Origin of the sequence: Streptomyces sp. P9-A2 (assembly GCF_036634175.1) — a bacterium.
Classification (GTDB): Bacteria; Actinomycetota; Actinomycetes; order Streptomycetales; family Streptomycetaceae; genus Streptomyces; species Streptomyces pratens.
On sequence record NZ_JAZIFX010000001.1, the window covers coordinates 5913884 to 5929180 of the forward strand.

The window sequence follows — 15297 nt, forward strand, 5'->3', positions numbered from 1 at the left end:
AAGCACCCACCCCCAACGCGGAAGGGCCGGGATTCCCATGCCCCAGAAAGACACGGCGGCCACCCACGCCTTCTGGCTCGCCGGCCGCCAGGCCACCGGCGAGGCCTCCTTCGACGTCACCTCCCCGTGGGACGGCCGGGTCGTCGGCACGGTGAGCGTGCCCACCGACGCCCAGGTCGAAGAGGCCGTGGCCGCCGCGTACGCCGCACGGGACGCGTTCGCGGCCACTCCCGCCCATGTCCGCGCCGCCGCCCTCGACCACGTCGGCCGGCAGCTCGTCGAGCGCACCGAGGACATCGCCCGGCTGATCTCCGCCGAGAACGGCAAGCCGATCAAGTGGGCACGCGGCGAGGTCGGCCGGGCCGTGTCGGTGTTCCGGTTCGCCGCGGAGGAGGCCCGCCGGTTCAACGGCGGAGAGAGCCAGCGGCTCGACACCGACGCCGGCGGCCAGGGGCGGCTCGCCCTCACCCGGCGGTTCCCCAAGGGCGTCGTCCTGGGTATCGCGCCGTTCAACTTCCCGCTGAACCTGTGCGCCCACAAGATCGCCCCGGCCATCGCCGCCGGTGTCCCCATCGTCCTCAAGCCCGCCCCGGCGACCCCGCTGTCCGGGCTGCTCATCGGCGAGCTGCTCGCCGGGACCGAACTGCCGGCCGGTTCCTGGAGCATCCTCCCGGTTCCGAACGACCGCATGCCCGCCCTGGTGCGGGACGAGCGGCTGCCGGTGATCTCCTTCACCGGTTCCGAGAAGGTCGGCTACGCGATCATGGACTCGGTGCCGCGCAAGCACTGCACCCTGGAGCTCGGCGGCAACGGCGCGGCCGTCGTCCTCGCCGACTGGGCGAGCGACGAGGACCTGGACCGGGCCGCGCAGCGCATCGCCGCCTTCTCCAACTACCAGGGCGGCCAGTCCTGCATCTCCGTGCAGCGGGTCATCGCCGACACCACCGTGTACGACAGGCTGCTGCCGCGCATCGTCGCCGCCGTGGAGGCCCAGGTCACCGGTGACCCGGCCGATGACGCGACCGACGTCGGCCCGCTGGTCAGCCAGGACGCCGCCGAACGCGTCGAGGCATGGGTGCAGGAGGCCGTCGAGGCCGGTGCCACCGTCCTCACCGGCGGCAAGCGCGACGGCGCCTCCTACGCGCCGACCGTGCTCGCCGACGTACCGGCCGGGGTGACGATCGCCCGCGAGGAGGTCTTCGGCCCTGTCCTGACGGTGACGAAGACGGACGGCGAGGCAGCCGCCTTCGCCGCGGTCAACGACTCCAAGTACGGCCTCCAGGCGGGAGTGTTCACCCACGATCTCCAGGCTGCCTTCCGGGCCCACCGCGCCCTGGAGGTCGGTGGCGTCGTCATCGGCGACGTACCCTCCTACCGCGCCGACCAGATGCCGTACGGCGGTGTTAAGCAGTCCGGTGTGGGCCGTGAGGGCGTGAAGTTCGCGATGGACGACTACACCTATGAGCGGGTGATGGTCCTGACCGGCCTCGCTCTCTGAGGCAGGCGGCCTGCTCCCGGCTCTCGGGAACCGTTCCGGGGTGACCTGGCGGGTGACGCGGGAGCGTCGCCCGCGAGAGGCCCGGCACCGATGCCTTCCGGTGCCGGGCCTTTCCGGTTTCCGTGTCCGTGTTTACCTCTTCGTGTTTCTCAGCCGGAGAACCCGACCCGCGCGAGCCGCAGTGCGCCGCGCAGCCGCAGGCGCACCTCGTGCACCCCGGCGGTGGCCACCGGGTCCGGGGTCCCGGTGGAAGCGAGGGACGCGCCGAGCGTGACGTAGTCGTACGGGCCCGGCGTAGGGGCCGAAGGGGACAGTGTGGCGAGCACCGGGCCGTCGTCGAGGGAGAGTTCGACGGTGCCCATACCGGACACCTCGACGGTCGCCTCCTTCGCCCCGCTTCCGAAGTCGCAGTGCCGGAAGAACAGTTCGCCTTCCTGCCCGGCCACCGGCGTCACCGCGTCGCCCGACTCCTTGGTCCGGTCGACGATCTCGGTGCCGTTCTGCTCGTCGAAGCCGGCCGCGTCCAGGCCGTGTGCGAGTACCGCGCGGGGGACGGCGGGCTCACCGTCGAGCGTGAGGGTGGTCCGCTGCCGGACGTCCGCGCTGGACGCGCCGGCCAGCAGCTCGTACCGGCCCGGCTCCACCCGCCACCGGTCCACCGCCACGTCCCAGAACGCGAAGGCGGACAGGGGGAGTCCGAAGGCGACCGCGGCCGTCTCGCCGGGTGCGAGGGTCAGCCGCCGGTGGGCCACCAGCTCGCGCAGCGGACGCGGCACCGACGGGTCCACGGCCCGCGTGTAGAGCTGGACGACCTCGTCGGCCGTGACGGCACCGGTGTTGGTGACCGTGAACGAGACGTGTACCCCTTCCTCCTCGGCCCGCGCCGTCAGGTCGCCGTAGGCGAAGGCCGCGTACGACAGACCGTGGCCGAAGGGGAACAGCGGGGTGCCCCCGAAGTACAGGTAGGTCTGGCGGGAGCCGATCACGTCGTAGTCGAGCAGGCCGGGCAGATCGGCGTCGTCGGCGTACCAGGTCTGCGGAAGCCGGCCGGCGGGGGAGACGTCACCGGCGAGCACCCGGGCCAGCGCGGTGCCCGCGGCCTGTCCGCCGTGCGCGGTCCAGAGCATCGCCGGCAGGTCCGTCGGATCGACCGCGTACGGGTAGGCGGAGACCAGGGCCAGCACGGTGCTGGGGTTGGCGGCGCGGGCCGCGCGCAGCAGCAGCTCCTGCTGGGCGGGCAGCCGGAGCGTCGTCCGGTCCTCGGTCTCCCGGCCGTTGATGTGCGGATCGTTGCCGGCGACCACCACGACCACGTCGGCCCGTGCCGCGGCCCGCGCCACCGTCTCCTCACCGTGCTCGGTGACGATCAGCTCGAACACCTCGGGGGCCGCCCCGGCAGCCGCGTCCACCCCGGCGGCCGCGCTCTCCCCGGCAGGGGGGTTCTCCGGGGCAACCTTCACGCCGTCGGCGGCGACCTGCACGGGGAGTCCTGTTCCCACGTGCAGGAGGAGGTGACCGCCGCCGTGCGGTTCCAGCCGGAACGTCTCCCGCACGACCCAGCCGCCCGGCTGGTCGGCGGAGGCGCGGAGGTAGCCGTCCTCGGCGACCGACAGATATCGGCCGTCCGGGGCACGCAGGGTCAGCACGCCCTCGCCCCAGTCGACCAGGGCGAGTTCGGTGCCCTCCGGCCCGGCGGTGAGCGGATCCAGGTCGGTACGGCCGGCGAGCAGCGCCGGATCCAGCGCGCCCTCCGCGCCGCGCGCCGCGTCGGGGGCGTCGGGCGCCGGCGGGACGTGCAGGAAGGCGCCGGCGGAGGTCTTCAGCAGGACGCGGTCCACGCCCTCCGTGAACTCCACCCGCTCGGCGCCGAACCGCTCGTAGAGCCCTTCCAGGGGAGTGGAGCGGTGGATCAGGGTGCCGCTGTACCAGTCGAGCTTGCATTCGTCGGCCAGCAGGCCGACCACGGCGACACGGGTGTGCGCCGGGGCCAGGGGCAGCAGACCGTCGTTCTTCAGCAGGACGACGGCCTGCTCGGCGGCCTCCTGCGCCAGCGCCCGGTGCTCCGGGGTGTCGAAGGCGTGCTCGTCGGCGCCCCCCTCCGCCTGCGGGGCACCGGAACCCCCGCCGTTCCCGCCGCCCCCGTACGGGTCCGCGCCCGGGTCGAACTCACCGAGCCTGAAGCGCACCGAGAGCTGCCGGCGGACCGCGTCGTCGATCTCGGCCTCCGTCAGCAGTCCCTGCCGCAGCGCCGCTTCGAGGCGTCCCACGATGACCGAGCTGTCCGTGCCGTGGTCCGTGAAGCTGTCGACCCCGGCCCGCAGCGAGGCCGCGACGGCCTCCTCGTGGGTGTCGAAGTAGTGCTCGGAATCGACCAGGTTGGACGGTGCGCCGGCGTCCGAGCAGACCAGCAGCTCCTCCTCGGTCCAGGTGCGCAAGTGCTCGCGCAGATATGGCGAGACATGGTTCGGGCGGCCGTTGACCAGGTTGTACGCGGGCATCACACCGGCCACCGCACCCGCCTCGACGGTGTCCCGGAAGGCGCGCAGATCGTACTCGTGCAGCACCCGCGGGCGGACCGAGCTGGAAACGGTGTCCCGGGCCGTCTCGTTGTTGTGCGCGAGCCAGTGCTTGAGCACCGGCGCCGTCCGCCAGTACACCGGATGGTCACCGCGCAGGCCGCGGGTGTAGGCGGTGGCGATCGCCGAGGTGAGCCGGGGGTCCTCCGAGTAGCCCTCCTCGTTGCGGCCCCACAGGGGGTGGCGCAGCAGATTGACGGTCGGCGCCCAGACGTTGAGGCCGACCCGCTCGTCCCGGGCACGCATCGCGCGGGCCTCCCTGGACACCGCCTCGCCGACCCGGCGCACCAGCTCCGGGTTCCAGGTCGTCCCCAGCCCGACGGCCTGCGGGAACACCGTCGCCGGCCCCATCCAGGCCACGCCGTGCAGTGCCTCCTGACCGGTGCGGAAGGCGGCGATGCCCAGCCGCTCGACGGCGGGCGCGAACTGGTGCAGGGCTCCGATCCTCTCCTTGAGGGTCAGCCGCGACAGAAGGTCGTCGATGCGCTTCGCGAACGGCAGGCGCGGATCGCGGAAAGGCGGCGTGGTCGGCGTTGGTGCGGTCACGTGGACATCCCCTTGCGGTGGAACGACGAGGCGCTTTCGAAGCGCTTCGATGCTGATTCCGAGAAGGGGTGAGTGTCAAGGACAGGGGTGCGAGCGATCGGACGACCGACGGGATCTCGCGGACATTTCCGTGGAGAGTACGCGTGCATTGCGCGTGCATGGTGATCGCGCGGTTCCCCGGTACGCCTCCGAGGAATCTTGTAAGCAACTCTTGTGCGGCCCTGGGTGTTCACTTAACCTCGCAGCAACATCGAAGCGCTTCGACTATGGGGCCGCCTCCCCGGCACGTTCCCTCCGAACGACCGCTTCGGCTCAGCCAGTTCCAGTGAAGACACCGCAGCCGACGGCCGCCGCCGGGTGTCCTGGTGTGCCATGAAGGGTTGACGCAATGACGCCGAACGCCTCCACCTCCTCCGGGCCCAGCCGGAGAAGCTTCCTCGCCTCCACGGCGGTCGCCACCGCGGCGGTGGCGGGGGGAGTGCCGTTGCTCGCCGCGTGCGGAGGGTCCGACGGAGGTTCGCGGGACGGCACCACATCGGGCAAGGACGCCAAGAAGCTGCTGCCGGCGTACGTGGCGGGCAACGTGGTCACTCCCGACATCCCCAGCAAGAACGGTTCGGCGGTCGGATTCACCGGCAAGCTCGATCTCGCGGGCCTGAAGACGTCGGTGCCCAAGAAGCTCGGCAAGGGCAACGAGGTCAGCGTCATGTCGCCGTTCTGGGGCTCTCCGCCCAAGGGCGGCAACGCCTACTACAAGGCGATGAACGACCTCATCGGCGTCGACGTCGTCTGGCAGAACCAGGACGGCAACACCTACGACCAGAAGCTCGGCGCCGTCCTCGCGTCCAGCGACGTGCCCGACGTGGTCGTCGTGCCCGGCTGGAACATGACGGGCAAGATCCCCAGCGCCATCATCGGCAAGTTCGCCGACCTCGGCCCGTACCTCTCCGGCGACGCGGTGAAGGACTACCCGAACCTCGCGGCGATCCCCACCGACGCCTGGCGGCGGTCCATCTTCGGCGGCAAGCTGCGCGGCCTGCCCATGCCCTCCTCGTACGTCACCGGCATCGTGCCCCTCTACCGCCAGGACATCTTCGAGAAGGAGGGCTACGAGGTCCCCCGTTCCTGCGACGAGTTCATGGCGCTGGCCAAGGACGCCACCAACGCCAAGGCCAAGCGCTGGGCCTGCCTGGACATGAAGTGGACCGCCTTCAACGCCTTCGGTGTGCTCTCCGGCGAGGAGAAGTCGCTCGGCTGGAACCAGGCCGACGGCAAGCTGCTCTACCGCATCGAGACCGACGAATACCTCGAGGCCCTGGAGTGGACGCGCAAGCTGTTCGCCGCCGGAGTCGTGCACCCCGACGCCGAGCTGGGCAAGAGCAACGCCACCGATCCCGGGCCCAAGTTCGCCGCCGGCGAATTCCTGATCTACAACCAGGACTCCTCGCAGTGGTGGAGCCGCACCGCCGAACAGGCGACCCAGAACCCGGAGTTCAAGATCTGGGGCATGGACGTCTTCGGCCACGACGGCGGCGACCCCACCCTGTGGGCCAAGAACCCGGCCGGCATCTTCGCCTTCGTCAACAAGAAGGCCTCGGAGGCCGTGATCCGCGACGTGCTGGCCGTCGCCAACGTCACCGCCGCGCCGTACGGCACCAAGGAGTACATGCTCACCAACTACGGCGTGGAGGGCACCCACTACACCGTCAAGGACGGTGTGCCCACCAAGAACGACCAGGGCAACATCGATGTGATGAACGCCTACGTGATGGTCGCCAGCCCCGCCGCGACCATCGCCCACCCCGACTTCCCCGAGGTCGCCAAGGGCCAGGTCGAGTGGCAGCAGCGGATGGGCGCGTTCACCAGGAAGTCGGCCTTCTACGGCATGCAGATCACCGAGCCCACCCGCTACACCAACCTCTCCAACGACTTCGAGCAGCTGGAGGACGACGTCATCCGGGGCCGCAAGAAGATCGGTGACGTGCAGCAGGCCGTCTCCGACTGGAAGAGCAAGGGCGGGGACGAACTGCGCGACTGGTACCGGAAGATCCTCGACGAGAACGGTCCGGCGGCCGGCTGACCCGGGAACGAGGCAAGGAGAACCGCCGTGTCGCACAGCACGGTGCCTCGGAGCGAGACCGAGGCCGCGAAGCCGGCCGAGAAGCCGGCGGCGTCTCCCGACGCCGCCGGCCCCCCGGACACACCACGCCGGGGAAAGCGCGGCACACTGAGCCTGCGGCTCAGATACCGGCGCGACCGCGTCCTGCTGCTGATGACCCTGCCCGCCGTGGCACTGGTCCTGGTCTTCAACTACCTGCCGATCCTCGGCAACGTCGTCGCCTTCCAGGACTACGACCCCTACATCAGCGACAACGGCGTCGTCTCGATGCTGAACAGTCCGATGGTGGGTCTGGAGAACTTCCGGCGGATCCTCGAGGACTCGGCGTTCTGGAACGCCCTGAAGAACACCCTGGTGCTCTTCTTCCTCCAGCTCGTGCTGTTCTTCCCGATCCCGATCCTGCTCGCGCTGCTCATCAACAGCGTGATCAGGCCCCGGGTGCGGGCGGTCGCGCAGGCCATCCTGTACCTGCCGCACTTCTTCTCCTGGGTGCTGGTCATCGCCGTCTTCCAGCAGATGTTCGGCGGCGCGGGAATCTTCTCGCAGCTCCTGCGTGAGAACGGTCATGACGGCCTGGAGGTCATGACCAACCCCGACACCTTCGTGTTCCTGCTCACCGCGCAGAGCGTGTGGAAGGACGCCGGGTGGGGGATCATCGTCTTCCTCGCCGCGCTGGCCTCGGTCAGCCCCGATCTGTACGAGGCCGCCGCCATGGACGGCGCCGGCCGCTGGCGCCGGATGTGGCACGTCACCCTGCCCGCGCTGCGGCCCGTGATCGCGCTGCTGCTCGTCCTGCGGGTGGGCGACGCGCTCACCGTCGGCTTCGAACAGATCCTGCTGCAACGCGACGCCGTCGGACCGGGGGCGTCGGAGGTCCTCGACACCTTCGTCTGGTGGAACGGCGTGCGCAACCAGGACTTCGGCTACGCGGCCGCCGCCGGCCTCATCAAGGGCGTGGTCAGCCTCGGGCTGGTCCTCGCCGCGAACAAGGTGGCCCATCTCATGGGCGAGCAGGGGGTGTACAAGAAGTGACCGCCGTGATCGACGAACCCACGACGCGCAAGGCCCGGGGCTGGTCCGCCCCGCCCCGCCCGGTGTGGGAGGAAGCGCCCACCGGGGCCGGGCTCGCGGGCAAGGGCATCATCCTGGTCCTCGCCTGCCTGGCGGTCGTCTTCCCGCTGTGGATCGTGGTCGTCACCAGCCTGTCCACGCGCAGGACCATCGACGAGGCCGGCGGCCTGGTGATGGTGCCCCAGGACATCACCTTCATCGCCTACCAGGAACTGCTCAGCGGCGGCCAGGTCACCCGGGCCACCCTGGTCAGCATCGGCGTCACCCTGGTCGGCACCGCGTTCTCGATGACCGTGTCCGTGCTCTGCGCCTACGGACTGTCGCGCACCGACTCCCTCGGGCACCGCTGGATCCTGATGACCCTGCTGGCGACCATGTTCTTCAGCGCCGGCCTCATCCCGACGTACCTGCTGGTGCAGACCCTCGGCCTGACCGACAGCTATCTGGCGCTGATCCTGCCCAGTGCCATCAGCGTCTTCAACATCCTGGTCCTGCGCGGCTTCTTCATGAACATCTCGCAGGAACTCGTCGACAGCGCCCGCATCGACGGCGCGGGCGAATTCCGCATCCTGTGGCAGATCGTCATGCCGCTGTCCCGCGCGGTGATCGCCGTCATCACGCTCTTCTACGCCGTCGGCTACTGGAGCGCGTGGTTCAACGCCTCCCTGTACCTCAACGACCAGAACATGCTGCCCCTGCAGAACGTCATGATCCAGCTCGTCCAGAAGCAGGAGGCTCCCGTCGGCCTCGGCCAGGCCATCAAGACAGGTGAACTGTCGGGGCTGGCCGTCCAGATGGCCGTCATGGTCATGGCTCTGCTCCCGGTCGCCGTATTGTCCCCCTTCGTCCAGAAGCACTTCAAGAAGGGCATGCTCACCGGCGCCGTGAAGGGCTGACGGGCGGGGAGCCCCGGCCGCCGCGGCTCCCCGTCCGTCAGCCCCACTTCCCGACACCCGCAGAACGAGGTAGGCCATGCACGCGTCCCGCACATCCCGCACATCCCGTACGTTCCCCGCCCGCCGGGAGCGTGTCTGATGCCCGGACTGAGCGACGCCACCCGCGGGCGCATCCTCTACGGCGGCGACTACAACCCCGAGCAGTGGCCCGAGGAGACCTGGCGCGAGGACGTCCGCCTGATGCGGCAGGCCGGCGTCAACACCGTGACGCTGGGCGTGTTCTCCTGGGCGAAGATCGAACCACGCCCGGGGGAGCGGGACTTCGGCTGGCTGGACCGCGTCATGGACCTCATGCACGAGGCCGGTATCGGCGTCGTCCTCGCCACCCCGACGGCCTCGCCACCGCCCTGGATGGGGCACCTCCACCCGGACACCCTGCCCCGTGACGAGGAAGGCCGTACCGAGTGGTGGGGCGGCAGACAGCACTTCTCGCACTCCAGCGCCACCTACCGCCGCCACGCCGCCGCCATCACCGAGGACCTGGCCGCCCGCTACGCCGGCCACCCGGCCCTCACCATGTGGCACATCAACAACGAGTACTGCACCTACGACTGGGGCGACGAGGCCGCCGCCCGCTTCCGCGACTGGCTCCGCGACCGCCACGGCACCCTCGACGCCCTCAACACCGCCTGGGGCACCGCCTTCTGGAGCCAGGGCTACGGCGACTGGGCCGAGGTTCTGCCGCCCCGCCACCCGCACTACCTGAAGAACCCCACCCAGGTGCTGGACTTCAAGCGGTTCACGTCCGACATGCTCCTGGAGTGTTACGCCGCCGAACGCGACATCGTCCGCCGGCACAGCCCGCACCTCCCGGTCACCACCAACTTCATGCCGCTGTGGGCGGGGCAGGACGCCTGGCGCTGGGCCGAGGAGGAGGACGTCGTCTCCGTCGACCTCTACCCCGACCCGCGCGACCCCTTCGGCGCCCAGGAGGGCGCCCTGGTCCAGGACATGACGCGTTCCCAGGCCCGGGGCCCCTGGATACTCATGGAACAGGCGGCCGGAGCGGTCAACTGGCGCGGGGTGAACCACCCCAAGCCCCGCGGCCTCAACCGCCTGTGGTCCCTGCAGGCCGTGGCACGCGGCGCGGACGCCGTCTGCTACTTCCAGTGGCGCCAGTCCCGGCAGGGCGCCGAGAAGTTCCACTCCGGGATGGTGAGCCACGCGGGCGAGCAGGGCCGTACGTACCAGGAGGTCGCACGGCTCGGCGCCGACCTGGCACGGATCGCCCCGCACGTCACCGGCACGCACGGCACCGCCGGCGTCGCCGTACTGCACGACTGGCACTCCTGGTGGGCCGGCGACCAGGAGGCCCGGCCGTCCCACGAGGTCGACCACCCCGGCATGCTGCGCGCCTGGCACCGAGCCCTGTGGCAGGCCCACCTCACCACCGACTTCGCCCACCCCGAACACGACCTGTCCGCCTACCCGCTGGTCGTCGTCCCGCAGCTCTACCTGCTCACGGACACCGCCGTCGACAACCTCCTCGCCTACGTGCACGGCGGCGGCACCCTCGTCTGCGGCTTCCTGACCGGTGTCGCCGACGAGGACGACCGGGTACGGCCCGGCGGCATGGACGCCCGGCTGCGGGACCTCTTCGGCATCCGCACCCTGCACGAGTGGTGGCCGCTGGACGCGGGGGAGACCGTCGCCTGCGAGGGTTTCCGCGGCACCCTGTGGTCCGAGGAACTGGAGGCCGACGGCACCGCGGACGCCACGACGCCCTACAAGGGCGGCGAACTCGACGGACTGCCCGCCGTCCTGCGCAAGGGCCGCGCCTGGTACGTCTCGACGCTCCCGGAGCCCGAGGCGCTGCGCGACCTGCTCACCCGGATCGCCGCCGGCGCGGGCGTGCGGCCGGTGCTCGACGGGCTCCCCGACCAGGTCGAGGCGGTACGCCGGGGCGACCTGCTGTTCCTGCTCAACCACGGCCGCGAACCGGTCGCCGTCGACCTGCCCGGCACCCACCACGATCTGCTCACCGGCACCGACGTCACCGGCCGGGTCACCCTCGACCGCCACGGCGCGGCGGTGCTGCGCCCATGAACGCACCCATGAACACGTCCTTGAGCGCATCCCTGAGCGCATCCTCGAACGCGCCCGTGGACGGGACCGCACCCGTCCACGGGACCTGGGAGCCGCGGCCCGCCGCCCGCTGGGAGGACGCCTTCCTGAGCGGGAACGGCCACCACGGCGCCCTTGTGTCCGGTGACCCGGACGACGAACGGGTTGTCGTCACCCACCACACCCTGGTCCGTCCGGTCGGCGCCGACGAGGACCGGCTGCCGCCCCGGCTGGCCGATGAACTCCCCGCCCTCCAGGACCGCTTGCTCGCCGGGGACACGAGTGCCGCCGAGACCTTCACCGACGGCCGCCCGCTCCAGCGGGTACGGCCCTTCCACCCGGCCTTCCAGGTACACCTGCGCCGGCCCGACGGCACCCAGGACGGCACCGGGGCCCCGTCGTTCCACCGCCGCTCCGTGGACTTCCGCACCGGAGTGGCGGAGGCCACCCGCGCCGGCCGGACCGGCCGCGTCTTCGTCTCCCGCGCCGACGACGTGATCGTCCAGTACGTCACCGGGCCGGACCTCACCCTCGACATCCGCCTGGACCCCCGCCTCGCCGGTGCCCCCGGCGCGCTCGGCATCGGACACGGCGCCGTCCTCACCGCCGAGGGCGCCCTGCTGAGCCTGCGCGCCCGTTACCCGGACAGCGACCTCGCGTACACCGGCGTCACCCTGGTCGCCGTCACCGGCGGCACGACGACCCTCGCCCCGCCGGGCGTGCGGGTCGAGGGCGCGCGCTCCGTACTCCTGCTCACCCGGGTACGCCGGCACACCGGGGAGACGGACGTGGCCGCCGAGGGACGCGCCCTGCGGGACCTGCTCACCGAAGCCGAAGCCGAAGCCGAAGGAGGTCACGGGACCGAAGAGGGGCCGGCGGCGCCCCGGTCCTCCGCCGAGGCGTACGACGCCCTCCTCACCCGCCACCTGTCCCTCCACCGCACCGCCTACGAGCGCGTCACCCTCGACCTGGCCGGAGACCCGGCCGAACGCGCCCGGCCGGGATCGGAGCTGCTGGCCCGGCCGCGCAGCGCCGCCCTGCTCGAACGCCTCTTCGCGGCCGGCCGCTACCACCTGCTGTCCTCCGGCGGCCTGTTCCCGCCCCGGCTCACCGGTCTGTGGACCGGCGACTGGGACACCGCCTGGTCCGGCGCCTTCACCAACGACGCCAACCTCAACCTCCAGACCTCCTCCGCCGCCGCGGCCGCCCTCCCCGAGGTCACCGAGGCACTGGCGACACTCGTCCAACGCCAGCTGCCCCACTGGCGGGACAACGCCCGTGAGGTCTTCGGCGCCCGGGGCGTGGTCGCACCCGCGCACTCCGACGGCGAGTCGGGGCACTCCTACCACTTCAACCGCGAGTACCCGCTGCACCTGTGGACAGCGGGCGCCGACTGGCTCCTCGGGCCGCTCGTCGACCACGACGACATCCGCGGCGAACACGATCCCCGCACCACCGCCGTTCTCGCCGAAGTCGCCCTGTTCTACGAGGACTTCCTCACCCGCACCGACGACGAGGGGCACCTGGTCGTCGTCCCCTCCTACTCGCCCGAGAACCGTCCCGCGAACGCCGGCTGGGGCACGGTCAACGCGGCCATGGACCTCTCCGCCGCCCGGCACGCGCTGCGTACCGCCGCCGACCGCCACCCCGGGCACGCCGACCGCTGGCGGGCCCTCGCCGACCGGCTGCCGCCGCACCGGATCAACGCGGACGGGGCACTGGCCGAATGGGCCCGGCCGGACCTCACCGACACCTACGACCACCGCCACCTCAGCCACCTCTACGCCGTCTGGCCGCTGCACGAGATCACTCCCTACGACACCCCGGACCTGGCCGCCGCCGCCCACCGCGCCCTCGAACTGCGCGGCCCCGAGAACGACTCCGCGCACGGCCACCTGCACCACGCCCTGATCGCCGCCCGTCTCCGCGACGCCGCACGGGTCGCGAGCGCCCTCGGCAGGGTCCTCGACGGCGACTTCTTCCACGCCTCCCTGATGAGCGCGCACTACCCCCACCGCGACGTCTACAACGCCGACGCCGCCCACACCCTCCCGGCCGTGCTGATCGAGGCGCTCGTGCAGTCCACCCCGGGCCGGCTGGTCCTGCTGCCCGCTCCGCCCGCCCCGTACCCGCGCGGAGCGCTGCACGGCGTACGGACCCGCTTCGGCGCCGTCCTCGACCTCACCTGGACCGAGGGCGACGTCACCGCCGTCCTGCGCCCCACCCGCACCGTCCGCATCGAACTGAGGACTTCCGACGGCGCCGAGCCGCTCGACCTCGTCGCCCACGAAGACCGCGTCCTCACCCTGAAGGCGCGGTGACATCGGCGCTCTCCCCCCACCCATGGAAGGAACCCCATGGCACCAAGCATCACGAGCAGGATCGGCAAGGTCCTGGCCGTGCCCGCCCTCGCCCTCGGCATCACCGTGGGCATGGCCTCCGCCCCCGCCCAGGCCGCGGTCTGGAGCTCCTGCGACCAGTGGGGCAACACCACGCTGAACGGCTACATCCTCTACAACAACATCTGGGGCTCCGGCGCCGGCAGCCAGTGCGTCTGGGCCAACTCCGGCACCAACTGGGGCGCCTGGGCGAACCACCCCAATACCGGGGGCATCAAGTCGTACCCGAACGCCAAGAAGGTGGTCAACAAGCCCATCGACTCGCTCCGTTCGCTGACCAGCAGCTACAACGTCGCCGTGCCGTCCGCGGGCGCGTACAACACGTCGTACGACATCTGGGACACGGACTACGACTACGAGATCATGCTCTGGGTCAACAAGTACGGCCCCGTCGGCCCGCTCGGCAGCCCGCAGGGCACGGTCGCCCTCGGCGGCCACACCTGGAACGTCTACAAGGGCGACAACGGCGCCAACGAGGTCTTCTCGTTCCTGCGTACGTCCAACTCCACGTCCGGGACCGTCAACATCCTGCCGATCCTCGACTGGATCAAGGACACCAAGGGCTGGATGGGCAACGAGACCATCGGCGACGTGCAGTTCGGCTACGAGATCACCTCGTCGTCCGGCGGCCTGGACTTCCGGACCGACAACCTGACCGTCAGCAGCAGCTGACCACGGCCTCGGCACGGCGGGCGACCGGCCGCCCCCGTGCCGGGGAGCGGCGGCGAGGCAGGGCGGGACCGGGCGAGGCAGGGCGGGTCACGCGCGGGCGGGGGCCGGGCCCGAACTCGCCCGGACCGTCAGCTCGGGCGCGATCAGTACGACCTCGTCCCCGTCCCGCCCGTCGAGCTTGGCGACCAGGTGCTCCACGGCGTAGCGGCCCATCTCCTGTGCGGGAATGGCGACCGACGTCAGCCGCACCGAGGCCTGGACGGCGACCTGTTCGGGGCAGACGGCGACCACCGAGACGTCCTCCGGCACGGCCCGCCCCTGCTGCCGCAGCAGGGCCAGCAGCGGCTCGAGCGCCGACTCGTTCTGTACGACGAACCCGGTGGTGCCCGGACGCTCGTCGAGGATCCGGGCGAGTGTCAGGGCCATCGCGTCGTACCCGCCCTCGCACGGCCGGTGCAGCAGCCGCACCCCCGACTCCCGTGCCCCGGAGCGCAGTCCGTCCAGCGTGCGCTCGGCGAAGCCGGTGTGCCGTTCGTACACCGCGGGGGCCTCGCCGATGACGGCGATGTCACGGTGTCCCAGCTTCGCCAGATGCTCCACGCAGAGCGCGCCGGTGGCCCGGAAGTCGAGGTCGACGCAGGTCAGACCGGAGGTGTCGGCGGGCAGTCCGATCAGCACCGCCGGCTGGTCGGCCCGTACGCCCGGCCGCGCTTCACCGGGGGCGTCCCCGCCGCGCAGCAACGGCAGCCGCTGGTCCTCGAGTTCGACGTCCATCAGGATCATCCCGTCGGCGAGTCCGCTGCCCGCGACGCGGCGCACCGCGTCCGGGCCCTCCTCGCCGGTGAGCAGCAGGACGTCGTACCCGTGGGCGCGGGCGGTGGTGGCCACGGCGATGGCGATCTCCATCATCACGGGCACATACATGTCCGTCCGCAGCGGGACCATCAGAGCGATGATGTTCGACCTGCTGCTGGCCAGGGCGCGGGCCCCGGCGTTCGGGTGGTACCCGAGCCTGCGGATGCTCTCCTCGACCCGCTGCCGGGTGTTCGCGGAGATGGACCTCTTGCCGCTGAGGACGTAACTCACCGTGCTGGCCGAGACTCCGGCGTGCTGGGCGACCTCGGCGAGGGTGACCATCCAGCTCTCCAATTGTTGTGAAGCGCTTCGACAGTGCGCCGTGACGATGGGACGGTGAGGGGGGCTCAATCGGTGAATCGACCCTAATACCAGCATGGGCGCATGTCCATACAGCTGTCGAAGCGCTTCGACGAGAGGGGGTGTCGATGGTTCCGTCGATGGGTCCGTCGCTTCGCGGACGGGGCGCGAGCCGGACCCCGTGGCACCCAGGTTGCCACGAACGCGCCGCCGTCACTCCCGCGGGGCCCGGCCGGGCCGG

General features: G+C 71.3%; 9 protein-coding genes. 7 read left to right on the forward strand and 2 right to left on the reverse strand.

Going from position 1 to position 15297, the window contains the following annotated elements:
- Positions 1-37: 37 nt before the first annotated feature.
- Positions 38-1498 carry an aldehyde dehydrogenase family protein gene (locus tag V4Y04_RS26960; protein ID WP_332430922.1) on the forward strand — a complete coding sequence of 487 codons (1461 nt, stop codon included), beginning with the start codon at positions 38-40 and terminating at the stop codon, positions 1496-1498.
- Positions 1499-1647: 149 nt separating this feature from the next.
- On the opposite strand, the gene V4Y04_RS26965 is transcribed toward V4Y04_RS26960, so the two are convergent.
- The gene (locus V4Y04_RS26965; protein WP_332430923.1) at positions 1648-4620 is read right to left on the reverse strand and encodes a glycoside hydrolase family 3 C-terminal domain-containing protein; all 2973 of its coding nucleotides are present in this window, start codon (positions 4618-4620) and stop codon (positions 1648-1650) included.
- A 388-nt stretch (positions 4621-5008) separates the two neighbouring features.
- On the opposite strand from V4Y04_RS26965, the gene V4Y04_RS26970 reads away from it, so the two are divergent.
- The 6 genes from V4Y04_RS26970 to V4Y04_RS26995 all read left to right on the forward strand — a co-directional run bounded on the left by V4Y04_RS26970 (position 5009) and on the right by V4Y04_RS26995 (position 13901).
- Positions 5009-6700 (forward strand): extracellular solute-binding protein, encoded by a 1692-nt coding sequence (locus V4Y04_RS26970; RefSeq protein ID WP_332430924.1) that lies wholly within the window; start codon positions 5009-5011, stop codon positions 6698-6700.
- A gap of 27 nt (positions 6701-6727) precedes the next feature.
- Complete coding sequence (locus tag V4Y04_RS26975; protein ID WP_332430925.1) at positions 6728-7771, forward strand: ABC transporter permease; 1044 nt, start codon at positions 6728-6730, stop codon at positions 7769-7771.
- On the forward strand, positions 7768-8706 hold the full coding sequence (locus tag V4Y04_RS26980; RefSeq protein ID WP_332430926.1) for a carbohydrate ABC transporter permease: 939 nt from the start codon (positions 7768-7770) through the stop codon (positions 8704-8706). Before V4Y04_RS26975 ends, V4Y04_RS26980 begins: the two co-directional genes overlap by 4 nt.
- A 138-nt stretch (positions 8707-8844) precedes the next feature.
- Positions 8845-10812, forward strand: coding sequence for a beta-galactosidase (locus V4Y04_RS26985; RefSeq protein ID WP_332430927.1), 1968 nt, complete (start codon positions 8845-8847; stop codon positions 10810-10812).
- Between the two features lie 20 nt (positions 10813-10832).
- Positions 10833-13151: a glycosyl hydrolase family 95 catalytic domain-containing protein gene (locus V4Y04_RS26990; protein ID WP_332430928.1), complete on the forward strand. Its 2319-nt coding sequence runs from the start codon at positions 10833-10835 to the stop codon at positions 13149-13151.
- A gap of 36 nt (positions 13152-13187) precedes the next feature.
- A complete protein-coding gene (locus tag V4Y04_RS26995) occupies positions 13188-13901 on the forward strand; it encodes a glycoside hydrolase family 12 protein (RefSeq protein ID WP_332430929.1) in 714 nt (237 codons plus the stop codon).
- Positions 13902-13988: 87 nt separating this feature from the next.
- Here V4Y04_RS26995 and V4Y04_RS27000 read toward each other — a convergent pair whose 3' ends face one another.
- Positions 13989-15038, reverse strand: a complete 1050-nt coding sequence (locus V4Y04_RS27000; protein WP_332430930.1) for a LacI family DNA-binding transcriptional regulator — start codon at positions 15036-15038, stop codon at positions 13989-13991.
- Positions 15039-15297 lie beyond the last annotated feature (259 nt).